The following is a 22,756-nucleotide window of genomic DNA, read 5'->3' on the forward strand; positions in this document are numbered from 1 at the left end:
ACATATCCCCGAAAAGTGGAAACCGGTTTTCGGAAAAGGATATGCCCCAAACAAACCCGTGAGAGATGATCTTTGAGTATCAGGCCAGCTGTTCCAGCAGCTGTGCCAGATAGTCTGGCTCATCAAGATGGTTCTCAACCATCAGCTCAAACTCTTTGTAAGTCGCCACGTACTGCACAGCTCCCATCAGATCACGGGTTTCATTCTCCCGTGCGGCCAATGGGTGAGACGAGCCTTTAAGCCCTTCAAAGTAAGCATCAACAAACGCTTCGCCCAGCGACTTATCGATCTCGCAGAGGAACGGATAAACGCCAGCCACATCATAAACCGGCAAATCCCAACGGCATTCATCCCAGTCCAGAATACCAACCAGTTCACCAGAGTTCTCACTAATCAGCGTGTTCGGCGGGCCAAAATCACCATGGATCAGATGCTTGGTCTCATTCAGCTTCGCCAAAGCACCAAGGGCATCATTTAGAGATGCCTCAACATCAGTCCAGTACTCTGAGGTCAGGTACTTGCCATCGATGTTCTTGGAAGCTTCCATCCCAGAAAGCGCTTCCAGTAACGCAGCGCCAGACTTCAGCGTCTCCTTGCTGACACCCGGACGTTCTTCCTCTGCAAATTTAAACGCATCCCGCTCCTCCCAAAGCTTGATGTGCAGATTTGCCAGAGCCTGACCGCTTTGCTTGCAGGTCTCAACCTTGTCCAGTGGAGGTGTTTCCCCTTCGATCAGCTCAAAGAGAGAGTAGTGTGCACCTTCCACCTCGGTCACACGCTCCTGATTAACACCGTACAGCGCCTTCGGAACCTCATAGCCAATCAGATCATGAAGCAGGTCCAGACATTTGAATTCAGAGAGGATCTGCTCTTCGGTTCTGTTTGGATTGTGACGACGAAGAACCACAGGCTCGTCACCGTCTATCTCTCCCAACCATGTTTCATTGGCATGGCCTTCTCCAAAAGAGGACCACTTGGTGTTTTCCGGCAAGGCAAAAGCTTCATCAAGGAGCTTGATTTCCTGCTTATTCATTTGCATCCCCCATTAACTCGCCAAAATCTCCCAGTGCATAGCGCGTGTTGCCATCACGACCCGTCACGCGTTCTGCATTCAACATTGAATTGACGATTGCTTCTTCTGTAGCTTCTGCTGCTGCTCTAAACACTCTGTCAATTCGCCGCTCATCCATTTGTTCCACCGAATGCGTACGTTTTCTGCTCTTAATGTCCACCGGATCCACAGTTGTGAACGCTAAAGCTATATCGCCACTTCCATGACCAAGGAATGAACCAGTTCGTGCAAGTCCTACGGATGTCCGTCTGGCTACTCGCTTCAACTGTCGTTCGCTCAGTGGCAGATCCGTTCCAACGATCATGATGATGGAACCTTTCTCAGGCCCACTCTCATCACGTGCCAGCTTCTCTTCAATCTGCGGACCAATGTGCCGTCCAGCCAATGTAAAGTCCGGCATGCGGCCCATATTGGAAAGCACCAGAGCACCCACATGGTACTCTTTATTGCCCAGTTTCACCTGGCGAGAGGCACTCCCGATGCCCCCTTTCAGCCCATAACAGGACATGCCCCGTCCTGCACCAACTGCACCTTGTTCAAACTCGTCTGAAACTGCAGAAATCGCCTCCAGAGCGTGATTGGGCCGAACATACAACGCACTGATCTTGTTCAGAAAAGCATCGTTACATTCAAACACGACAGGGTTGATGGTTCCCATCACGAAATCGATGTCTGGCGTTTCTGCCAGCGTATGCTGGATAAGCCCCTCACTCACAGCACCAACGCTCAACGTGTTGGTCAGCAAGATAGGCGTTTCCAGCTCTCCCAGTTCCTCAACCTGCACCAGCCCGACGCTCTTGCCGAACCCATTGAAAACATGGGAAGCCGCGCGGGTTCTCAGGTTAAAGGCGTTCTCATTGTGAGTGGTAATTGCTGTCACGCCAGTCTGGCAGTCTCCATCCGAAAGCGTCACGTGCCCAACTTTGACACCCGGAACATCACAGATTGTGTTCCGCTGACCCTTTGGCAAAGACCCAATATTGATTTTCTGAAACATTCCAACCTCTGGCACAAATCGTATTCCACTCAGGTGTACCAGTCCTATTTCATAGTTAATCAGCAAACAACGCCATCAAGGCAAATGGTGGCTTAATTCAGGAAAGATCCGCTTCAATATTGGCCGACCAATTTCACTTCCAGTATAACCTCCCTGTATATATCCGATGGTTTTCCCGTTTTAACTCATCAAGAATTTCAATAAAATCAACGAAAATAAGTGTAAGCAGCTAATTGCAAAATACCCCGAAATATCGGAAAATGGTCTACCAATTAGCTGTCACCAAATTCCAAGCATCAGAATCTTTCCTGCATCATATCAACCGCTCCGGCTGCAGGAAACTGATAGGACTGGCCAAAAGTGACGCATGCTGCCTGATACACTTTGAACAATGAGGACAAAATGACCGCAGAAATCATCAGCTTTGGGGAGCCGTTGTTCGAGTTCAATCAGGTCAAGGAATACAGCGGTGAAGGCCCGGACTATCTCTCCGGCTTTGGTGGTGATGCCTCAAACTTTGCGTGCTGCGCAGCCCGTCAGGGCGCTAGCGTCGCAATCCTGACCCATCTGGGTACTGATGTTTTCGGCAACAAGTTCATTGATCTTTGGGAGAAAGAAGGCGTCCAGACCCACCTTGTTGAACGCAACGCCATTGCGGCAACCGGTATTTACTTCATCTCTCACGACGAGCAAGGTCACCACTTCAGCTTTGCCCGCAAAGGCTCCGCCGCATCGCAGATCACACCAGAGCAGCTGCCAGCAGATGCAATCCGCGCAGCGAAGCTGTTCCACGTCACCGCAATCACACAGGCCATCTCCACCAGTTCTTGCGACAGCGTATTCAAAGGCATCGAAATTGCTAAAGAGGGCGGTACGCTCACCTCTTTCGACACCAACCTGCGCCTCAAACTGTGGGATCTGAACCGCGCCCGCGGCATCATCCACGAAACTGCACGTCTCGTTGATTTCATCATGCCAAGCGTTGATGAAGCCGAAGTGCTGACCGGCCTGTCTGATCCAGACAAAATTTGCGACTTCTACCTCAACCTCGGCTCAAAGAACGTTATTCTGAAGCTGGGTAAAGAAGGCGCCATGTACGCCACCGCATCTGAGAGAAAGCGCGTGGCAGGTAATCCGGTTGAGGCTATCGATGCAACAGGCGCAGGCGACTGCTTCTCCGGCTCATTCTTCACCAATGTGGTGGCAGGCAAGTCACTGGAAGAGAGCCTCAAATACGCCAACGCCGCAGCAGCGTTGACCACTCAGGGCTACGGTGCAGTTGCTCCAATCCCAACACGGAACCAGGTCGAAGCCTTTATGAAGGCCCGAGATATCTGATAGGCAAGTATGAGAGTAGGCTCGCTCTAAAACAGCGGGCCTTTTTTATTTGAACTGATCGCCAAAGAAGCCGATGTGATTGCGCATTTCCCGGCGCGCACCTTCCACATCCCGCGCGCGGATCGCATCCAGAATGGCCTTGTGCTCTTCAATGCCATGACGACGCGCAAATTCCGGCAGCAGCGGGTAAAGCCCCTTGCTCATGTTCATGCCCACGAGGATCTGCGGCTTCATTAGCTCATAAACAGCAGCGGCATATTCATTCTTCGCAGCCTTCACCACCGCAGCATGGAACCGCATATCACCATCAATGGTACCGACGGAGTCCAATCCATCGCTATGGATCTGCGCCAACGCGGCATCCAGCTCTTCCATTTCCTCATCTGTCCAGCGCTCAGCAGCTAGTGCCGCCATCTCACCTTCAAACGCCATACGGGTTTCCTGGCATTGGATGACATCACCAATTCCAGAGATCGCAAACTCACCAAGGGTTGGAGCAAATGGGGTTGGAGTGACGTGCTCTTTGATGACAAAGCTACCAGAACCGCGCACAGTCTTGATGTAGCCTTCTTTACGCAGGCGCTCCATTGCACCGCGTACAACAGGCCGCGAGACGCCGTACCGCTCACAAAGCGCGTTTTCAGTCGGAAGCTTCAAGCCTTCCGGAAATTCTCCGGAATCGACAGCTTCTTTCATCTTGTCGTAAACCGCATTCGAGAGGTTTGCTGGACGGGCCACCGCTCACTCCAATTATTCTTGTTTTTCTTAGCTGTTTGCAGCCTTTGGAATTGCATTAATTTACAACAGCCCGCCTGAGCTAACAAGCTTGCCACCCTAAACCCGCCCAAAGCACATCTCGCAAAAACACCAGTAGAAAACCCTGAGTAAAATCAGAGAACTACACCAATTATGAGCTCATCAAAATAAGCGAACAACCATGTCTGCTTAAGCAACTGCGACATTATGTAGTCTACTTATTTACAGCGCATCTTTCTAATATATCTGAGAGGGATTGTGGGGTCTCTCCAAGGTTGGGGGTGTTATTATGCGTCGACTTCCTTTCAAGACTATTCAGTGTGCGGCAACTGACTTCTGTGGCACTTTGGCTGTCACCAGTATCCTCGTAGGCCTCCTTTATCTGATCTTCACGCTGACCTGAGTTCTCTGCGTTTTCCAACAGCTTAGGACACAGCATCTGTTGGACAGGTCAAACTCTGCTCTGGCGAACTTCCGCAACTTGAGTCATTCTTGACGGTGACGTTCAAGTAATCTTCAGATGACTGTACATGACCGATGTTCTGCAACTAAGCCCTTATGCGCCCGATGAAATCAACGAGGAGATGGATCGCCGCTTCTCGCCTGCCCACTATTGGGAGCTTCAGCAGGACGAAGATCTGAAAGCCCAAATACTGCCAAACATTCGAGTGGTCGCCACCAAGGGGGATGTGGGCCTGCCAACAGAACTCATGGCCTCCCTGCCCAATTTGGAACTCATCACGGTCTACGGTGCAGGCTACGACAAAATCGACCTGGATCAGGCCCGCAATCGCAACATCATCATCACCACGACGCCAGACGCGCTGACCGAAGCCGTCGCCGATCATGTGGTTGCGCTCGCCCTCGCCTCCTCTCGCAGAATTGCAGAGGGGGACCGCTTTATCCGCAATGGCGACTGGCTCAGGGGCAAACTCGGCATCGGCTACAGCTTACGCGGCAAAACACTCGGCATTTTCGGGTATGGGCGTATTGGCAGAAAAACCGCAGAGATTCTCGGCGGTACATTTGGCATGCATATCTTGTACTGCGACAGGAACAGCGACCCATCCGAGGACAGCCTATGCAGAGCGACACCTCTTGAGCTGGCAAACGAATCTGACGTGCTGGTTATTGCCGCTTCAGGCAGTCCCGACACAAAAAATATTATAGATATTAATATATTAGAAGCACTCGGACCTCAAGGCCTTCTTATCAATATTGCCCGCGGTTCATTAGTAAACACTCAACATTTGATCGCTGCACTTGAGAGCAGAAAACTGGGCGCAGCAGCATTGGATGTATTTCCAGATGAGCCCAATGTTCCCAATGAACTGATCAGTTCACCCTACACAACACTCACACCCCATCTCGCAAGTGCCACACTGGAAACGCGACTGGAGATGGGACGCCAAGTAATTGAAAATATTTCATCTTATACGCGAAATGGAGAAGTATTTAGCCGACTAAATTTCTAACCTATACGTAACCCCAACAACATTTACATAGAAAAAACAAAAATATAGCTCACACCCACTCGATTCAGGTGTTATTGTTACCTGCGAGTTCCACTTACTTTATAAATAAAGCAAATTCATGCCTTTAAAAAAATCCAGAGTTACTGTGTCCGATATTGCGAAAGCAGCGGGGGTATCGGTGGCGACCGTGTCGAATACAATAAACGACACCGGCCGCATGACGGAAGAAACCAAAGCTCGCGTAAAGAAAGCAATGCAGGAGCTGGGCTTTGTAAGAGATTACAACGCCGCCAAACTCCGTTCCGGCCGCTCACGCCTTATTGGCGTACTCGTACCGGACATCTCAGTCCCGTTTTATGCCGAGTTCTGCACCTCACTGGAAGCCGCACTTTCAGAACACGGCTATCTGCCTGTGATCGCAAATGTCGGAGAGGACACCAAGCGCCAGCAGACTATGCTGGAGGAAGTCATCGGTCACGGCGTAGCTGGCATCGCCATCAGCCCAAGCGCGGGCACCAAGCGCAGCGACTTTGAGATCGCCAGCACACGCAAGATTCCAGTTGTCACCTTCTGCCGTGAGATTGAAGGTCTAGCCATGGATTACATCGGCTCCAACAACTATCAGGCCGCTCAGCTGGCCACCAAACACCTGTTGGAACAAGGCCACCGCAAGTTCGCAATGATCGCAGGCCTGCAGGAAACAATGCCAGGCCGCGAGCGCAAACGCGGGTTTTACGACGCCTTGAAAGCAGCAGGCATTCCTGAAGCAGATATCCATGTGGAAGTATGTGGCTTCGATCGTGAATGCGGCCGCATCAAAGCGCAGGAGTTGATCTCAAACCAAACCGAGTTCACCGCCCTGCTCTGCCACAACGATCTGGTTTCAGTCGGCGCAGCAGCAGAGCTAAAGAAAGCCGGCCGCAATATTGGCGAGGACCTCGCCGTAGTCGGCTTCGACAATCTTCCAGAGGGAGAAGCATGGACACCTGCCCTCACCTCAGTGGAGAGCTACCCACGCACAATCGGCAAGGACGTCGCCAACCTGCTCATCAAACGCCTTGATGGAGACACTGCCCCCACCATGACGGAGCGTGTAGAGCCGCATCTGTTGGTACGCGACTCTTCCAGATTTCAGGTCTGACGCCTTTACTTAGGACGAGGCTCGTCCCAGAGATTTTCCCAGGAGTAAGGGCTGCCGGACAGAAAGTACTCATCGCCAGGAATGAAGCGATGGTTCTTGTCCAGATGTGCAATACGGGACATGTCGTGCTCATCAAGATCGCACGCGAGCGCCGCAAGGTTCTGTGCGAGTCGCTCAGGATTGCCTGACTTCGGCACAACGATAATGCCGTTCTGGATCGCCCATTTCAGCACCACCTGAGATGTGGTCGCATCATGCTTCTCTGCAATCTCTTCAATAACAGGATGTGCCAGAACAACCTCCTGCTTCTGCTGCTCAGTCAGGTCAGCAGGAATACCACGGCCAAGCGGTGAGTAAGCCGTAATCGCGATGTTGTTGTGCAGGCAGTAAGAGCGCAATTCATTCTGCTGAAGGAACGGATGTAGCTCCACCTGATTAACCGCAGGCGCAACCCGCGCTTCCATGATCAGGTCTTCCAGCTTGTGAGTGCTGAAGTTGGAAACGCCGATGGTGTTCACCAAGCCCTCATCAAAACACTCTTCCAGCTCACGCCACGTGCTCATCAGCGGCACGTCCTCAAGCGAATAGTAATCCGCTGAACTGGTAGGCTTCTTCACGCCCTTCTTCAGCGCAACAGGCCAGTGCATGAGATAAAGGTCGAGATACTCCATCTGAAGATCCGCAAGCGTCTTCTCTAGTGCACCTCTCACATCCTCAGGCTTATGAAAGCTGTTCCAAAGCTTGGAGGTGATGAAGAGATCTCCGCGTTTGATGCCGTCTTCTTTCATCGCATCAGCGATTGCCTGACCGATCTCCGCTTCGTTATCGTACATCATCGCGCAATCGATGTGACGATACCCGGCCTTCAACGCCGCACGCAGCGCAGGATAGGTTTTGCCTTCTCCAAAGTTCACCGTGCCAAGGCCCAGCATTGGCATCTTGTAACCGGTGGAAAGTGTCTTTGATCGCATGATGCCCCCTCAAAAAAGAAAACCTGCCAGCATAGGCCAGCAGGTTTCCTTACAACGTATTGTGCACCAGATAAACACCAGCGCGAACCATTTCAGCTCATCAAAGAGCCAAATACTCTAAGCCACGTACTTGTTGAGCACCTCTAATGCAGCCAACTTGCGGGAGAGATCTCCCTCCAGCCATTGCTCCATGGCACCAAGGACTTTTTCCTGAGAATAACAACGCAGGCACGTTGCAGCTCCCGGGATAAGAACCCCGTTTTCCATCTGCGCAGCTTCAAAGATATCATCCAGCGCTCCAGTGTCAGCTTCAGCGCTCACAAGCTCCAGTGCTGTCACCCGCAAACGACGACGCGGACTTGATAGATAGCTACGTACATCAATGTTAGCCTCAGCTTTTCCGGCCAAAACTTTCAGTGCAGACGCGGACACAGCATCGGTCTTGTCCTTCAATGCAGCTGTCACAACCTTCTCAGCTTCCGGCTTTGCAGAGGTGCCAAGCAGCTCAACACGCATGGCACGCACGGCAACATCGTTCTCAGGCGGCAGAGCAAGAATGCGGTCAATCGCATCTTCGGAAAGCTCAAGACCATTCTCAACCAGATGCACGAGGCTCTGGCTTGCAGCAAAGCGAACCTGCATCTGACGGTCAGACAGAGCAGACACCAACGCTTCAATCAGCTCCGGACGCTTCGCATCACCACAGATACGCAAAGCCAACAGACGGATGTCCAGCGCTGGATCATCAGGACGACCCGGCACAACACGCTTCTTCTCAATCAGCTCATTCGCCAACTCAAGGAAGTGCATGTCCTTCTTGCCAAGCTCAACAGGCTCTTCTGCAAGCTTCTCAATCTCATCCTCAGTGTTCAGGATAGCGCCAAGGGTAGAACCCGGGAAGGCAACAACATTGTCCGGCAGATCTTCAGCTCTCTCAATCGCACCTTCTGGCACCTCTTCAGAGACTACCTCGTTTGCACCGGAGGTCACCTTCGCAACCAGATCCTCAGCAGCAGGCTCTTCCGAAACAACCTCTTCTTCAGCAACGACCTCTTCTGGAATCTGCGGCTCGATCACATTACCTTCACGATCAATCTGAACACGCGGCGGCTTATCGTCACCTTTGCCGTTGTTGCCTAGGTCAGACGGATCTTTCTCTTTCGCAGTGTCGAGAATATCCTGATCATGCGCTTCAGGCATCAGCTTGCCGGAAACAGCCCAGACCAGCTGCACAGATGCATTGTCTGCAATGTCACCCTCACCTTCAGCCAGCTTGGCAAGTGAGTTCAAAGCGGCAAGGCGGATTTCCTGTTCAGCACTGGTAACCTGCTCCTGCAGCACAGCCAGCCCTTCAACGCTCGGCTTCTCCCCATGCAGCACGATAAATGCCTTCAGAACAGCTTCTTCCGTGCGGTGGGTCGCGATTTCAGTCAGCAGTGAGGTCGCAGCTTCACTTTCCACCTTCGCCAAGACCGGGACCAGAGCGGCAACAAACACATCACTCGCGCTGCGTAGAGAGCGCTCAGTCCGCTCAATCAACGAATCCGGCTTGGTGATCTCAACTGAAGCCATCCGCTCCAGCGCCATCACGCGCAGCGTTTCTTCCTCATCCTCAAAAGCCACTTTTTCAAGCTTGGAGTAAGAGATTTTGCCCGGAGCCTTCAAAGCCAGCCGGCGCATCTGCGGCTCACTATCTGCCAGCAGAACAGCCAGATCAGCTTCTTCACCACGTGCCATCAGCACTTCAGCCGCTGCAACACGAACATCCGGATCAGCATCAGCAAACAGAGCACGCAGGATCTCACCAACGCGCTCATCTTTCGCAGAAGAAAGCGCACGCGCCGTATGCTCGCGCACACGAGCAGAAGCATCAGACGCCAGCCCAGCCAGTTCCAGCAAGCCAGTCACACCCATTTCAGCGAGCGCCACAGTAACTTCCGGCCAGACTTCCTGACCAAACGGATCCCGTGCAGCTTCCAGCAACGTAGCCGCCGATGCTTCACACTTGAGCGTGCCAAGCGCCAGAATGGACTTACGCTGCACATCCAGCCAGTCATCCCACTCAGCGCCGTAACCATCCCAGGCAACGTCATCTTCGCAGCGATCTTTGGCAAGCTTCGTCAGCCACTCTTCAGCAACTGTTCCGCCTACAATTGCAAGACCATCAATGGCCGAGAGCTTCACTTCCAGCACAGGGTCGTTCAGCAGGCTCCAGAGAAGCACATCAGCATCAAGGCCTTTGCCCGCGCTGATCAGAGCCTCTACCGCATCACTGCGAACGTCTTCATCCTCATCCCGCAAAGCTTCTGCTAGTGCGGCCTGAGCTGTCGAATTTCCAAACTTTCCAAGAATTTGAGCGGACAAACACTTTTCACGCTCTTCGCCGTTTGCAAGCAACTCACACAGGATCTTCACGAGCTTATCGGTAGCTTCGGTCTGCTCGATTGCAAAATCCTGATCCAAACGCCTGGTGGAAACCGTCATGATTGGCTTTTCTCCTCAAGCGTATTCTCGAAAAGTGGGCACCGGATCACGGCAAGAATACGCAAAACTAAAACTCAAAGCAGGTTGAAGGTTCAACATCGAAAGCCAACCGCTTCAAGGTCCACTTCTGCAAAAGGGCCAACCTCTGAAAGCCCCTTGGCACAAGCGGAAAAAGAACTGGCGGGGTGCGCCCGCCAGTTCCTGATTTCTTATGCAATATCGCGACGAGCGAAAGACATAGACCGGAAACTATCCTTGTATGGGCTTGTGCCGATCTTCTTAATGCGACCAACACCCATCTTGTAGTTGTAGTTACCGCTGATCCAGTCAACCACGCGGCCAGACAGAGCATTCGCTGGCTGTGCAGTGTGCAGGAAGTCCATGTAAAGCATGCCCTTCTTCAGCGCTGGAGTAACAATTGCTACCGCAGTGATCGCTGCTTCAGTCAGCTCGATGTGGCCTTCGTCCATCAGCTTGGTGAAGGTGAAGTCATCGCCTTCGATACCTACTGTGGTGTCTGTCTGAACCGGAATACGGTCAGAGTAGAGCATCACATAGTCACCGTTCTCGATACCGCGCTCTTTCGCATCATCTGGGTGGATTTCAACCCAGTTTTCAGGCCAGCGCTGTACGATGTAAGGACGACGGCGGTCATCATAACCAGACTGCCAACGCTCATTGATACGACCAGAAGTCACCCAGAGCTCATCATCCTTCGGCTTCATCCATGCCCAGTAATCGGAGAACAGGCTCCATGGGCTCTTCTGGATGTTACACTTACCAGTCTGAGAGTTGAAGTGAGTGAGCTTCTTGTTGTAGCGGTTGGAACCACTTGGACCAGTCGCAGACAGTTCACGGGTGGTATCATGCAGACGCTTGGTACCCTGCAGGGTGCCATCTTCAAGCATAACAACCGGGCCCTGAATACCGTCAGTACCGAACTCAGCAAACTTCTCGTGAAGAGTCTTGCCTTCCTTCTGCGCAGCAACCTTCAGCATAAAGAAGTCTTTACGGCTGCCACGGGAGAAGCGGGCTGCTTCTTCAAGCACTTCATTGGAGTCTTTCCAGTCGTAGCCCTTGAAGCCCATTTTCTTCGCGAGGTTCGCAACAATCCACCAGTCAGGTTTTGCTTCACCCGGTGCATCGTAGAATTTTGGATACAGACGCAGACGACGCTCACCGTTTGCACGGGTGAATGTGTCTTCACCCCAACCTGCAGCTGGGAAGACGATGTCAGCGAAACGTGCACCAATTGGATCTACGAGGTAGATGTCTTGGTTCACAACAACCATACCACCGCTGTCTACACGCTTCTTCAGTGTGTCGATGATGGTTTGCTTGTCGTAAGAGCGCACCTGATTTGGGTTCTGAACGGTCAGCTCTTCAAACTTTGCAGCAAGAGACTGGGAACCACACATGGACTGGATCCAGGTGTTACCAATCACGTGAGCAAAGCGGGTGTGACCACTCATCAGATACCGGTCGGTATCCATTGCGCGGCGACGACGGCCTGGCAGTTTCTCAGGAGACTTGTTGCGTGGGTAAGAACCACCCTTCAAGCCACCACGCTGGTGACCACCAGCACGACCGATAACCTGACCTGGGCGACCACCACAGCCACAGATAATACCAAGGGAAGAAATCGCATTGGTGTTACCGGTGTTGTTGGACCAGTAGAAGCCCTTCTCGATCATGATGGATGTCTTAGGACGTGATCCATCTTCACGAGGTTTCGCCATCCACTCAGCAGCTGTGTAGATCTTCTCTACATCGATCTGAGCAGTTTCAGCAGCTGCAGTTGGTTCAAACTCATCCTGAGCCATCAGCCACTTAACGAAGTCTTCGTAGCCTTTGGTCTGGAATTTGCCCCAAGTGGTACGCCACTGCCATGGAGTGTTACGGGTACCCTGACCGAAGCCTGAGGAGCTTTCCCACTTGTTGTTGACCCAGTCACGGATCCACTCAGCGTCCTGCCAGCCGTTTTCGATAATCACACGAGCAATCGCGTTCACAACGAGAAGGTCAGTACCAGGCTGGATGTCGAGCCACAGACCGCCATTTTTCTCAGCGTAAGCCACACCAGCGGTCTTACGTGGGATCATGAAGATGGTCTTCTGACCATTCTGGATCGCAGGCATCATCCAGTCAGTGAACAGGATGGTCTTGGACTCATATGGGTCCGTACCGCAAACCATCAGGGTCTCAGCATCTTTCCAATCCTGATAGGATGGACCGAAGTTGTCGAAACCAGCGTCACGGAAGCCTGGTGTGGAGGTCACATCAGACGGAGTGTCGTGGAAAGTGAAGTTCGCAGTGCTAACAGAGCGCAGAGCATACTTGGAAATCGCATAGGTGTTTTCCATGTAGCCGTAGGAGAATGTTTTCACGCAGAAAGCGTTCTCGCCGTGCTTCTTGATAACGTGCTTACCAACTTCCGCAGCAACTTCCAGAGCCAGATCCCAGGTCACTGGCATCAGTGTGCCGAACATGCGGATCATTGGTGACTTCAGACGATCACGGGTTGGGGTCTGAGGGTTGTAAACCTTCTTCGCCAGCGCACCACCACGGATAGATGAGTTACCATTGATGTTTACATGCTTGGTATCTTTATCCGGAATGATGATCACATGGTGAGGTTCACCCTTGTGCAGCACAACGTTGTACTGGTTAGGAGCAACCCATGGGCCCAGCGGATCAACCGGGAAGTCTACGCCAAAGGCGTTTTCAGCGGCTTTTTCACCACCTACTTTTCCGCCCTTAACAGGCCAGCGATAGATCTTATAACCACACGCTACGATACAATAATCACAAGCAGTGGAAAGAACATCAGCGTCTACCGGAGGCAGCGGAATGTTTGTTCCAGGAATGTAGTAGGGAGTTGACATGATTTACTCCTCACCCTTTGAGATTGTCGTAGCGGCCATAGATCAGCCCGAACATACCAACAGCGTAGATATCGTCGCCGTCTAGCTCGAGAAGAACCTGAGGCAGACTCTGGTAAGCCTGGCCGGAGATGAAGATACCGTGACGGGTTAGGTCAAAGGTGGTTAGGTGCAGTGGGCATGGGCCCAGCGCCTTATCACCTTTCTGATAGGTACCCTGCAGCGGACCACCCTGGTGAGTACAGGTGTAGTTGAACGCGACAATGTCCTTGTCAGTACCGATACCGCCGCCAGCTTCCTTGCCCAGCTTAACAATCATGGACTCGGAGTAAGCGCCATCATCTGGGTAGCTGAAGTCAAATGGCTCGTCTTCTTTCAGATCAGAAAGCTTACAAATGAACTTGCGCTCATAAGTGGAGACCATTGCAGGCACCTTCGCGGAGGAAGGACCAGACTTCAGTGCCACCATTACGGTGAAGGTAGAAATACCGGAAGTCAGCAGGAACTGACGGCGTGTCATCACGCAGCGCTTGCCAGTTTTCGCGATTTCCTCAGGGCCGTTAACGACCTCAATCATCTCAGGAGAGACGGACTTAGGTTGATGTGTCATCTCCATCTCCTCTTAGTTCGCTACAGCCGGAAGCGGTTCATACTCAGGAAGATCAGGTGTTTCCATGAGAAGACGCTCGCCAGAGAAGCTTTCTACGAAGGCCACCAGATCAGCTTTCTCTTTGTCGGTCAGACCAAGAGGTTTGATCAGGTCAGTTTTCGTTGCTGCCCAGTCGTTAGTGCCACCACCCTGGTTGTAGAATTCAACTACGTCTTCCAGAGTTTCCAGCATGCCGTTGTGCATGTAAGGAGCGGTGTACTTGGTGTAACGCAGAGAAGGCACACGGAACTTACCGAGGTCAGCTTCCTGCTTGGTCACGAAGTAAAGGCCCGGATCGTCCTTCCACTTGCGATATTTCTCTTCCGTGGAACCTTTTGCATAAAGCTCGAAGCGGAAGGTGATCTGTGCAAGCTCATCATCTTCCCAGCCGTCATAAGCTGGAACGCCGAGGTTGTAGTACTTCTGGTTGGAGATCAGAGCACCGTCGTGACAGGTTGAACAACCTGCTTTGCCGGTGAACAGTTCCATACCACGCTTCTGCTGGTCAGACAGAGCATTGTCATCGCCCAGCATGTACAGGTCGAACGGAGTATCGCGCTGAACGATGGAACGTTCGAATGCAGCAATCGCCATGTAAGCGTCGCGCATCAGCGGATATTCTGTGCCGAACACGTCATTGAAGCGCTCACGATATTCAGGAATGAACGCAAGGCGTGCTTCCATCATGTCGTCTTCACCGTTACCGGCAACACCGCCACGTGCAGCTGTGCGGGCCTCTGCTTCCAGAGATTTGGAAACACCAGTCCAGAACAGATTGCCGTAGTAAGCAGAGTTCACGATGGTTGGTGAATTACGCCAGTGAACAGTACCTGGGTAGCCCAGAGAGATCTTGTCCGGGAAATCCCAGCCAAGTTCTGGAAGGTGACAGGCCGAACAAGGCATTGCACCGTTACCGGACAGGCGTGGATCGAAGAACAGAAGCTTACCCAGCTCAACCTTTTCAGGTGTCATTGGGTTATCTGGTGGAGAAGGAGGCTCTCCCAAAGGAGCCAGTTCTGCCGGGCGTTTTTCAGCCGCTTGAACACCAGCTGCCACTGCAACAATGGAAACACCAGCAAGTGCAATCGCACTAATGGTTTTTTTGAATGTTGTCATTTTAGCAGCCCCCTAGTTCTTCTTGTTTTTCCAGTCTTCGATCAACTCGTAAGAGTAGTCGTCGGCTGTCCAAACGTATTCAGGAGTATCGAAGCTGTCGCCAGACAAGGACTTGAGGAACGCGACCAGATTGGCTTTTTCGCTGTTCTTCAGGTTGAGTGGCTTCAGACGTGAGTCTTTGTTGACATCATCACCACCGCCCTGGTTGTAGAATTCTACAACGTCTTCAAGGGTCGCCAGCATGCCGTTGTGCATGTAAGGCGCGGTGTAGGTCAGCTCACGAAGAGTTGGGGTCAGGAAGGAACGCTTGTTCTCTTCTTTGTGATCCCGGATGTATGCACCCTGGTCTTCACGCAGGTTCATGTAGTTTTCTACGCCCATGAACTTCGCGTAAGTCACATAGGTGATGTGACGCAGCGGATCAGACCAGATGTCCGGATTGTTTGGAACACCGGTATTGTGTGGCTGATCATCAGTGAAGCGGTTGCCGGAGTGACAGGATGAACATCCTGCTTTGCCCATGAAGAGTTCATAACCGCGTCTCTCAGCGACGGTCAGCTCACCACGGTCAAACGCGGAACCTTGAGATGTAATGGATTTAAGGAATGCTTCCAAAGCACCACGAGCACCACCGTTGGATGGTTCGCCCTTGCCCGCAGCTTTAAACATTTCAACGTAAACAGGATCCTGCTTAAAGCGCTCCTGCATAATACGCATATCCATGTTCATGATGTAGGTCTCTGTGATCATACCACGAGACACGTCGTTCAGGTTTGTACCCAAACGGCCATCATGCATCCATGCAGCACGGTGTCCGACGTTCGCCAGTGTTGGCGTGTTACGGAAACCTTCTGTACCTGTATATGCGGTAGAAAGCTGCTCGCCATCTGTGAACGCCTTAGCTGGATCATGACATGTTGAACAGCTAAGGTTGGTGTCACCAGACAAACGGCTATCATAGAATAAGCGTTTTCCCAGTTCTACAAGAGCAGGATTCTGCTCAATTTTTGCAACAGGCCCTAAATCTGTTGCGAATGCCGCAGTGCTTGTCATCAAAGCAATCGACATACCGACGAGAAGGCGCATTGTTACCCCCAGTTTGCCTAGGATGACGCCGCCTGGATTCGTTGCCAAGCGGCGTCGATCCCCGAATACGCATTATTTCTGCATGGGGTTGAACTGCATTCATTGATTGCAATCAGAAGCTGGATTTAAGAGTTCTAAACAATGATATTTTTTCACCTTCATCCGGTAACAAAATGTTGAATAAAAGTAATCCTTAGAATATTGATTTATATCAATGTCCTTTACTACAGGGGACTTTACGCCAAATCACGTAATAAGCGGGGAGCTTAACGCATGTCGGGGACAACCCCTCCTAAGATAGCGTCATCGCCTGACCAACCATCTTTTGAATGTGTTCATGAAACCTGCGGTTTTAAGGGCGAAGAATGCATCTGCCGCCCTATGCATCTTCACTTCGACAGAGCTGAACTTCGCACCGCCCGAACCATCGAGCTGAACGAAGGTGATCAGCTGGCACCCGAAGACTTTCCGGAACCAGTTGTCTTTGCAGTCCTCACTGGTGTGATTGCTGTCGAGAGTCATTTAAGTGATGGCCGCCGCTCTCTACTGACACTCCGCTTCCCGGGCGAATACCTCGACATGAACCGCGCGGACAGACATGCATCCGGTGAGGTTGTCGCGCTTGCGCCAACATCCGTAAAGCTTGTCCCACGCAATGTGTTCGAAGAACTTCTCCTGCGAGATGGAAATCTGCGCCGCATTTACTGGCGCCGCGCAACAGACATCATGCACCAGCAGTTCGACCATTCCTCTGATCTGGGCAAGAAGACCCCAACAGAGCGCATGGCCTCCTTTATCTTTGAACTGCGCAACCGCATGAACATCCCGCGCTTCGTAGAAGAGTTCACTCTGCCAATCTCCAGACAGTCTATCGCGGACTACCTCGGCCTGCGCGCTGAAACCGTCAGCCGTGTTCTGAAAAGTCTGGAGAAAGAAGGCGCAGTCAAACTCATCGGCAAACACAAGATTGAAGTTCTGGACTTCAAAGGCCTACGTAAGATCGCCAACGGCGCACGCCCGCGCCTGTCCAACCACCGCTGATCAAATCAGCAAACACAAGAGCTGGCGAACTACCAGCTCTTTCAGCCCTACTCTTCCTCTACATTATTAATACGCGCCGTGATCTCATTAAGACGGGTCAGGCTCTGCATCGTCATGGGCAGCATGATGGCAGCTTCCACAAACTCCCATGAATACGCTACAATAGAGAAGATCATCCCTGTGCTCATATCCGGTAGGCCAGCTGCAAGCACCAGATTGGTGACGATGAAGGCAATCTGAAACAGGAAGATCACGCCATAAACGATCGCTTCCGTATCTGAAAGCCGCACTTCATGAGTTCGCAAAGCTCTCAGATGCCGCCAGACACCTTTCCGACTACCCCGCTCCAACACATTCACCTGATTTTCACTCTCCGCATTGAGCGAGGAGTTCAACAGATAGAATCGGCTGTTAAACGCCGAATAGGTCAGCAGCATCAGGAGAACAACTGCAAATGCAGAGGCCGACAGTAACAAATGGAACCCGGCGAGCACCACCATAGCTACAACGATCTGAATAACAGCTGAAAGCACCTCAGGTACTTCACCTTCCAGATAATCCACCAGCTCCCGGCTCATGTTCAGCCGCGCAGCCCGTTTTGAGACCGGTTTATTCTGATGCTTCTGATCCAGTGCAGCGCCAAGATGAACGCGGATGGTACCGTAGGCGCGAGTATCATAAATCCGTCGGGCAACAGCAATCACCGTCAGCCCGACAAGCACGGCACCCATTATAATGACATTATCATAGGCACCCTGCAGCAGGTCATCGATGGCAAACCCGATCAGCAGCGGGATCAACGCCATCAGAAAATTCTCTGCGAGCACACCAGCCCATGTCAGACAGATCCGATAAGGAAAGGTCTTCACAATGGTAGAAAGCCCAAGATGCCCCTCTAAACGCATTAAGTCCTCAACACGAAGATAATAGATTGTCATTTTAGATAATCTATTATCTCATTGTGTCAAGGCCTGCCCGTTGCAGAGCTAAGCCACCATCTCCTCAACACCAACCAGCTCAAAAGAACCAACTGCCGTTTCTATCCCATTCAGCAGCACCGCAAGCTTGTGCTCACCATCGTAATACCGCCGGGTCGTAATGGGCCGCATGCTATGCTGACCTGTAACAGAGAGCTTCTGCCCTGCACGCAACTCCCCGCGCTTCCATTTGAACACCTTGGGTGCCAAAGTCCCGTTGGCTTTCCGATGGTAGATTACAAAATCCAGCATGTAAGAAATCGGCTGGTCGGAAGAGTTCGCGATCTCAGCAGCAAAGGAAAGCTTGGAGCCAAACTCGACACGGCTATCCCGCAGCTCACAAGAGACAACCTGCGCATGTTCAGGATCATACCCGAGCACCGCAAGGCTCGGCAGATGCGCGGCTTTCACGTTGCTCCGCAGAGCATGGCGTACCATCCGCTTCCGCCGCTCAGAAGGCTCTTCCATCCATCTCTTACACACCTCAGCTGTCAGATCTGGATGATCCTTTGAGATGTCATTGAGATGATTGGCAACAGACCGGCGCACATACTCGGTCTCGTCATCCTTCAACGCCTCCAACAAAGGCAAACACTTCTCCGGCGCTTCAATGAACCCCTTCAAGCGCTGCCCCCATGGCAGCCGTGGTCGCGTCCCCTCAGAAACGAGCCGCCGCACATGGGCGCTTTCATCCGCGGCCCATTCAGTCAACAACACCATCGCTTCATCTTCATAGCGCTCGATGAAAGCACGAATGGCAAACTCAGCAGAAAACCGACTGGTCATCTCTTTCATGGCCGCCATGGAAAGCTCAAAGTGCTCCAGACCATAAAGCAGAACATAGTCTGAGTACGGCATGGTGATGAAACCATAGAGCCCATCCCCTTCATGCTCCCAGACAGGCTCGTCATCCATAGCCAGCGGCGCAGAAAGCGTCGCCATCATGATCCAGAGCGCATCGCTATAATCTTCCGGCAGATAACGACGCAGACAACGTGCCAGATGAAGTGAGCGCTCCTTTAGCTCCAGGTCACTCAATCCCTCCAGCGCTTCCACCATAAAACCAGCACTGTCAAACGCAGGATGAACCCTCGCCAAAGCAGAGGCCACACGTTGGATAGAGGCTTGATTGAAGACCTCTTTAAAAGGCTCAGCCATAAGTCCCCACCACGCTAAAGAACTCCATTGCACCCGCTTTACGAGGCTGATGCTCACGGCTCATATCAATCATTGAAAAATACGCCTGCCCAGCTTCATGCTGACCAGCCGCAGCAAATGCCCGCTCACTCGCGCTACTATCCGCCCAGACTACAATATCAGCGTAAGCACCATCCTCATGCTTCACAAGTGAACGACGCACAAAGCCCTTATGCCCATCCAGAAATTCACTCTGAAACCGCTCAGACGCAGCGACAAGATCCGCCTCCGTCTTATCAGCAGCAAGATGAAAAGGAGCAAACTCAATCACTTGGTTGGTCATCATTATTTCCTTAGAAGTCTCGATGACCCGTTTGTATGGACAAATATGCCATTTAATGACACATTTCTTTCATGACCACAGAGAGAACCAGAGCAACCGCGCTGGAGCGCTTAGATCGACTTGAACAAATAGAAACACTGCTGAAGTCCGGCGAGTGCCCGACAACCCATGATCTGGCGAAAGAACTCGGTATTTCTCAAAGAACCCTGTTCCGGGATCTGGAGTTACTCCGTGAACGCGGCCTGCCGATCGAAGCGGACAAAGGCCGCGGCGGCGGCATTCGCTTGCAATCCCGTTGGGGAGTTGGTCGTCTCAAGCTGGAGTATAAAGAGGCCATCGATCTGCTCATCAGCCTCGCCATCGCTGAGAGCATGCACTCCCCTCTCCTGCTGGCCAATCTCAAGCCAATCCGCCGAAAACTGATCGCCTCTTTCTCCCCGGAACTGCGCTCACGGGTCGACACTCTGAAGTCCCGCATCTGGATCGGCGGAACGGCTTCGGTCTATGTATATGGATCCTTTGAGGAAATCGACAGCGACGCCATGAGCCCAATCAACGAAGCCTTTCTGATGAGCAAATGCATCCAGATCGAGTACAGTGATCAGAACGGCAATCTCTCCCAGCGTACCATCGAACCGCACTACCTCTTCCTGAGCTATCCGGTCTGGTACATCATGGCCTGGGACCACCTGCGCAACGCCGTCCGCACCTTCCGCCTCGACCGCATAAAATCCGCCCAAATGCTCGCAAAAAGCTTCCCCTTAAAACCCAGACAACCCTTCATAGAGGCCATCGACGGCATAGAACCAACGACACCTTAAGCACCGTTTCTCTGGGTTTCGCACCACGTCATCAAAGCTTCAACAAACATTCATAGGCCTGCCATGCGGGGCCCCTAACCAGAAAGCACTTAACCGCAAAACTATTCTGACAGGGGATTTTCATGCGCGTTCTTCGCACTTCACTTATGGGCGGCATTTCGGTTGCCATGCTGGCAGCAGGCCTTTCTGCTGTAACTGCATCTGAAGCAAAGTTCTTCAAACGCATCGCGACCATGCCGGTTTACGAAACATTGGCAGAAGGCGTAGACCGCAAGTCGGAAACCGTGGCAGAAATCATTACCGCTTCTGAAGACGGCATGACCCTCGCCTTTACCGATGGCCCTCAGAAAGAGATCGTCTTCCTCGATGCTTCCAACGCCGCACAGCCAGTTCCAGCAGGGCGTACCGCACTCGGTGGCGAGCCCACTTCTGTAGCGATTTCAGGCAAGTATGCACTTGCAGGTGTAAACACCTCCGAAAGCTACACCAAGCCGTCCGGCTACCTCGCTGTCATCGATTTGGCGACCAAACAGATCACCGCAAAGTGCGATGTCAAAGGCCAGCCTGACTCTGTGGCTGTCTCCAAAGACGGCAAGTTCCTCGCGATTGCTATTGAAAACGAGCGTGACGAAGACCTGAACGACGGCGCTTTACCTCAGTTGCCAGCAGGTTTCCTGACCATCTTCGATCTGGACAACAACGGCATGCCGACAAACTGCGATGCCGTGCGCACCGTGGAAATGACAGGCCTTGCGGCAGAAGGTGGCGATGACCCAGAACCAGAATACGTCGCCATCAACAGCAAGGGCGAAGCTGTTGTAACTCTTCAGGAAAATAACCACCTCGCCATCGTGGACTTGGATTCCGGCAAGATAATCAACCACTTCTCAGCCGGTACAGCAACCGCTGAAAACGTGCCGGTTAAGAAGGCGCGTCTCTCTGATGCCTCTGGTTCGAAGGTGGACGTTCCTCGGGAACCGGATGCTGTGGCTTGGATTGATGGCAATCGCTTCGTGACAGCCAACGAAGGGGATTACAAAGGCGGCTCTCGTGGTTTCACCATCTGGAACAAAGACGGCACCATCGAGTTCGACAGCGGCAACCAGATGGAACATCTGGCCATGTCCCACGGGCATTACCCTGCCAAGCGCGCACACAAGAAGGGTACTGAGCCTGAGGGCGTAACTGTTGGCAAGTTCGGCGGAGAAACCCTGATCTTCGTAAACTCCGAGCGCGGAAACTTCGTCGCGGTCTATCGCGACACGGGCGGTAAACCTGAGTTCGTCCAGTTCCTGCCAACTCACATTGGCCCAGAAGGCCTGCTGGCGATACCGTCCCGCAATCTCTTCGTTGTCGCCAACGAGAAGGACAATGTGGAAGACAAAGTCCGCGCCCACGTTGGCCTCTACGAGTTTGGCGCAACCTCTGCTGAGTACCCGCAGCTGGTCTCCAACATTGATCCGGAAACCAACGCACCAATCGGCTGGGGCGCAATCTCCGGCATGGTGGCAGATAAAGACGATGCCAACAAACTCTACGCCGTCTCTGACAGCTTCTACGACAAAGCCCGCATCTTCACGCTGGACGTTTCCAAACAGCCTGTTGAAATCACAGGCCACATGGATCTGACAGGCGGCACCGCGAAAAAGTACGATCTGGAAGGCATCGCCCTGCGCAAAGAGGGTGGCTTCTGGCTGGCATCTGAAGGCAATGCGAAGAAGGAAATGGAACACTACCTGCTTCAGGCCTCTGCCAATGGTGAGATCCAGAAAGAAATCAAACTGCCAGCAAGCCTTATCGCACAAGCCAAGCGCTTCTCACTGGAAGGCGTGGCCGAGTTTGAGGTGAACGGCAAAACCCTCGTAGCCGTTGCAGTTCAGCGTGAGTGGAACGACGATCCGAAAGGCATGACCAAAATCGGCATCTACAACCCTGAGGATGAAAGCTGGGGCTTCGTTCACTACCCGCTGGACGCGCCACGCAGTTCCGCCGGTGGTTGGGTTGGCCTCTCCGAAATCACAGCTCTCGGCAATGGCAAGTTCGCTATTCTGGAGCGTGACAACAAAGGCGGTAAGGAAGCAGCCATCAAGCAGGTAACCACGATCTCACTGCAAGGCATCACGCCTGCACCACACGGCACCGAACTTCCAGTGCTGACCAAGAAAGTCGTTCTCGATCTGCTGCCAGCCATGTCCGCAACCAATGGCTGGACACCAGATAAGGTGGAAGGGCTGGCTATCACCAACGATGGCCGCATCCTCGTCTCTACCGACAATGACGGCGTAGATGATGCCAGCGGAGAAAGCCTCTTCTTCTCCATGGGCGATGCAGCACAGCTGAACTAAGAGCAACACAACTGAATGAAGAACAGCCCGGCGGAACATTTCGCCGGGTTTTTCAATGCCGTGATTGGAAAATTCTGGCGGTGTCCCTCCGCAGCCTTAAATCAGGTAGATATTATCACGTATAA

The 22,756-nt window shown here is 52.4% G+C and carries 18 protein-coding genes; 6 read left to right on the forward strand and 12 right to left on the reverse strand.

The window, feature by feature from the left end:
- Nucleotides 1-79 precede the first annotated feature (79 nt).
- A complete protein-coding gene (locus PJE062_RS23610) occupies nucleotides 80-1,033 on the reverse strand; it encodes a phosphotransferase enzyme family protein (RefSeq protein WP_008552604.1) in 954 nt (317 codons plus the stop codon).
- A complete protein-coding gene (locus PJE062_RS23615) occupies nucleotides 1,026-2,069 on the reverse strand; it encodes a P1 family peptidase (RefSeq protein ID WP_008552670.1) in 1,044 nt (347 codons plus the stop codon). The genes PJE062_RS23610 and PJE062_RS23615 overlap by 8 nt, the downstream gene beginning before the upstream one ends.
- A gap of 402 nt (nucleotides 2,070-2,471) precedes the next feature.
- Here PJE062_RS23615 and PJE062_RS23620 point away from each other — a divergent pair, with 402 nt between their 5' ends.
- Entirely contained in the window at nucleotides 2,472-3,407 is a 936-nt protein-coding gene (locus PJE062_RS23620) for a sugar kinase (RefSeq protein ID WP_008552542.1), read from the forward strand.
- Between the two features lie 45 nt (nucleotides 3,408-3,452).
- Here PJE062_RS23620 and PJE062_RS23625 read toward each other — a convergent pair whose 3' ends face one another.
- Nucleotides 3,453-4,145: a FadR/GntR family transcriptional regulator gene (locus PJE062_RS23625; RefSeq protein WP_008552540.1), complete on the reverse strand. Its 693-nt coding sequence runs from the start codon at nucleotides 4,143-4,145 to the stop codon at nucleotides 3,453-3,455.
- 548 nt (nucleotides 4,146-4,693) lie between these two features.
- Between PJE062_RS23625 and PJE062_RS23630 the strand changes: the two genes are divergently transcribed.
- Together PJE062_RS23630 and PJE062_RS23635 are read left to right on the forward strand one after the other, a co-directional pair.
- Entirely contained in the window at nucleotides 4,694-5,638 is a 945-nt protein-coding gene (locus PJE062_RS23630) for a 2-hydroxyacid dehydrogenase (protein ID WP_008552521.1), read from the forward strand.
- A gap of 118 nt (nucleotides 5,639-5,756) precedes the next feature.
- Entirely contained in the window at nucleotides 5,757-6,779 is a 1,023-nt protein-coding gene (locus PJE062_RS23635) for a LacI family DNA-binding transcriptional regulator (protein ID WP_083417503.1), read from the forward strand.
- A 5-nt stretch (nucleotides 6,780-6,784) separates the two neighbouring features.
- Here PJE062_RS23635 and PJE062_RS23640 read toward each other — a convergent pair whose 3' ends face one another.
- The 6 genes from PJE062_RS23640 to PJE062_RS23665 all read right to left on the reverse strand — a co-directional run bounded on the left by PJE062_RS23640 (nucleotide 6,785) and on the right by PJE062_RS23665 (nucleotide 15,967).
- Nucleotides 6,785-7,750, reverse strand: a complete 966-nt coding sequence (locus tag PJE062_RS23640; RefSeq protein WP_008552516.1) for an aldo/keto reductase — start codon at nucleotides 7,748-7,750, stop codon at nucleotides 6,785-6,787.
- A gap of 117 nt (nucleotides 7,751-7,867) precedes the next feature.
- Entirely contained in the window at nucleotides 7,868-10,234 is a 2,367-nt protein-coding gene (locus PJE062_RS23645; RefSeq protein ID WP_008552655.1) for a HEAT repeat domain-containing protein, read from the reverse strand.
- Nucleotides 10,235-10,443: 209 nt separating this feature from the next.
- On the reverse strand, nucleotides 10,444-13,119 hold the full coding sequence (locus PJE062_RS23650; protein ID WP_008552660.1) for an arsenate reductase (azurin) large subunit: 2,676 nt from the start codon (nucleotides 13,117-13,119) through the stop codon (nucleotides 10,444-10,446).
- A gap of 10 nt (nucleotides 13,120-13,129) precedes the next feature.
- Nucleotides 13,130-13,726, reverse strand: a complete 597-nt coding sequence (locus tag PJE062_RS23655; protein ID WP_008552535.1) for an arsenate reductase (azurin) small subunit — start codon at nucleotides 13,724-13,726, stop codon at nucleotides 13,130-13,132.
- Nucleotides 13,727-13,738: 12 nt separating this feature from the next.
- Nucleotides 13,739-14,881 (reverse strand): cytochrome-c peroxidase, encoded by a 1,143-nt coding sequence (locus PJE062_RS23660; RefSeq protein ID WP_008552612.1) that lies wholly within the window; start codon nucleotides 14,879-14,881, stop codon nucleotides 13,739-13,741.
- Between the two features lie 12 nt (nucleotides 14,882-14,893).
- Nucleotides 14,894-15,967, reverse strand: a complete 1,074-nt coding sequence (locus PJE062_RS23665; RefSeq protein WP_008552624.1) for a cytochrome-c peroxidase — start codon at nucleotides 15,965-15,967, stop codon at nucleotides 14,894-14,896.
- A 273-nt stretch (nucleotides 15,968-16,240) separates the two neighbouring features.
- Here PJE062_RS23665 and PJE062_RS23670 point away from each other — a divergent pair, with 273 nt between their 5' ends.
- Nucleotides 16,241-17,008 carry a Crp/Fnr family transcriptional regulator gene (locus PJE062_RS23670; RefSeq protein ID WP_208609282.1) on the forward strand — a complete coding sequence of 256 codons (768 nt, stop codon included), beginning with the start codon at nucleotides 16,241-16,243 and terminating at the stop codon, nucleotides 17,006-17,008.
- Nucleotides 17,009-17,055: 47 nt separating this feature from the next.
- Here the strand turns inward: PJE062_RS23670 and PJE062_RS23675 are convergent, their stop codons facing one another.
- The 3 genes from PJE062_RS23675 to PJE062_RS25885 are packed head-to-tail and all read right to left on the reverse strand — an operon-like array spanning nucleotide 17,056 to nucleotide 19,465.
- A complete protein-coding gene (locus PJE062_RS23675) occupies nucleotides 17,056-17,946 on the reverse strand; it encodes an ABC transporter six-transmembrane domain-containing protein (protein ID WP_083793305.1) in 891 nt (296 codons plus the stop codon).
- A gap of 48 nt (nucleotides 17,947-17,994) precedes the next feature.
- Complete coding sequence (locus PJE062_RS23680; protein ID WP_008552588.1) at nucleotides 17,995-19,143, reverse strand: DNA alkylation repair protein; 1,149 nt, start codon at nucleotides 19,141-19,143, stop codon at nucleotides 17,995-17,997.
- On the reverse strand, nucleotides 19,136-19,465 hold the full coding sequence (locus tag PJE062_RS25885) for a hypothetical protein (RefSeq protein ID WP_157039319.1): 330 nt from the start codon (nucleotides 19,463-19,465) through the stop codon (nucleotides 19,136-19,138). Before PJE062_RS25885 ends, PJE062_RS23680 begins: the two co-directional genes overlap by 8 nt.
- Nucleotides 19,466-19,536: 71 nt before the next feature.
- On the opposite strand from PJE062_RS25885, the gene PJE062_RS23690 reads away from it, so the two are divergent.
- On the forward strand, nucleotides 19,537-20,286 hold the full coding sequence (locus tag PJE062_RS23690) for a YafY family protein (RefSeq protein WP_008552596.1): 750 nt from the start codon (nucleotides 19,537-19,539) through the stop codon (nucleotides 20,284-20,286).
- Between the two features lie 122 nt (nucleotides 20,287-20,408).
- Entirely contained in the window at nucleotides 20,409-22,631 is a 2,223-nt protein-coding gene (locus tag PJE062_RS23695) for an esterase-like activity of phytase family protein (RefSeq protein WP_008552509.1), read from the forward strand.
- The last annotated feature ends 125 nt before the right edge of the window (nucleotides 22,632-22,756 follow it).

Origin of the sequence: Pseudovibrio sp. JE062 (assembly GCF_000156235.1) — a bacterium.
Lineage (GTDB): Bacteria > Pseudomonadota > Alphaproteobacteria > Rhizobiales > Stappiaceae > Pseudovibrio.

Excerpts from the sequence above, each read along its gene's own strand:
- PJE062_RS23610 (WP_008552604.1), bottom strand. The coding sequence starts at position 1,033 with ATGAATAAGCAGGAAATCAAGCTCCTTGATGAAGCTTTTGCCTTGCCG.
- PJE062_RS23615 (WP_008552670.1), bottom strand. The coding sequence starts at position 2,069 with ATGTTTCAGAAAATCAATATTGGGTCTTTGCCAAAGGGTCAGCGGAAC.
- PJE062_RS23620 (WP_008552542.1), top strand. The coding sequence starts at position 2,472 with ATGACCGCAGAAATCATCAGCTTTGGGGAGCCGTTGTTCGAGTTCAAT.
- PJE062_RS23630 (WP_008552521.1), top strand. The coding sequence starts at position 4,694 with ATGACCGATGTTCTGCAACTAAGCCCTTATGCGCCCGATGAAATCAAC.
- PJE062_RS23635 (WP_083417503.1), top strand. The coding sequence starts at position 5,757 with ATGCCTTTAAAAAAATCCAGAGTTACTGTGTCCGATATTGCGAAAGCA.
- PJE062_RS23640 (WP_008552516.1), bottom strand. The coding sequence starts at position 7,750 with ATGCGATCAAAGACACTTTCCACCGGTTACAAGATGCCAATGCTGGGC.
- PJE062_RS23645 (WP_008552655.1), bottom strand. The coding sequence starts at position 10,234 with ATGACGGTTTCCACCAGGCGTTTGGATCAGGATTTTGCAATCGAGCAG.
- PJE062_RS23650 (WP_008552660.1), bottom strand. The coding sequence starts at position 13,119 with ATGTCAACTCCCTACTACATTCCTGGAACAAACATTCCGCTGCCTCCG.
- PJE062_RS23655 (WP_008552535.1), bottom strand. The coding sequence starts at position 13,726 with ATGACACATCAACCTAAGTCCGTCTCTCCTGAGATGATTGAGGTCGTT.
- PJE062_RS23660 (WP_008552612.1), bottom strand. The coding sequence starts at position 14,881 with ATGACAACATTCAAAAAAACCATTAGTGCGATTGCACTTGCTGGTGTT.
- PJE062_RS23665 (WP_008552624.1), bottom strand. The coding sequence starts at position 15,967 with ATGCGCCTTCTCGTCGGTATGTCGATTGCTTTGATGACAAGCACTGCG.
- PJE062_RS23670 (WP_208609282.1), top strand. The coding sequence starts at position 16,241 with ATGTCGGGGACAACCCCTCCTAAGATAGCGTCATCGCCTGACCAACCA.
- PJE062_RS23675 (WP_083793305.1), bottom strand. The coding sequence starts at position 17,946 with ATGACAATCTATTATCTTCGTGTTGAGGACTTAATGCGTTTAGAGGGG.
- PJE062_RS23680 (WP_008552588.1), bottom strand. The coding sequence starts at position 19,143 with ATGGCTGAGCCTTTTAAAGAGGTCTTCAATCAAGCCTCTATCCAACGT.
- PJE062_RS25885 (WP_157039319.1), bottom strand. The coding sequence starts at position 19,465 with ATGACCAACCAAGTGATTGAGTTTGCTCCTTTTCATCTTGCTGCTGAT.
- PJE062_RS23690 (WP_008552596.1), top strand. The coding sequence starts at position 19,537 with ATGACCACAGAGAGAACCAGAGCAACCGCGCTGGAGCGCTTAGATCGA.
- PJE062_RS23695 (WP_008552509.1), top strand. The coding sequence starts at position 20,409 with ATGCGCGTTCTTCGCACTTCACTTATGGGCGGCATTTCGGTTGCCATG.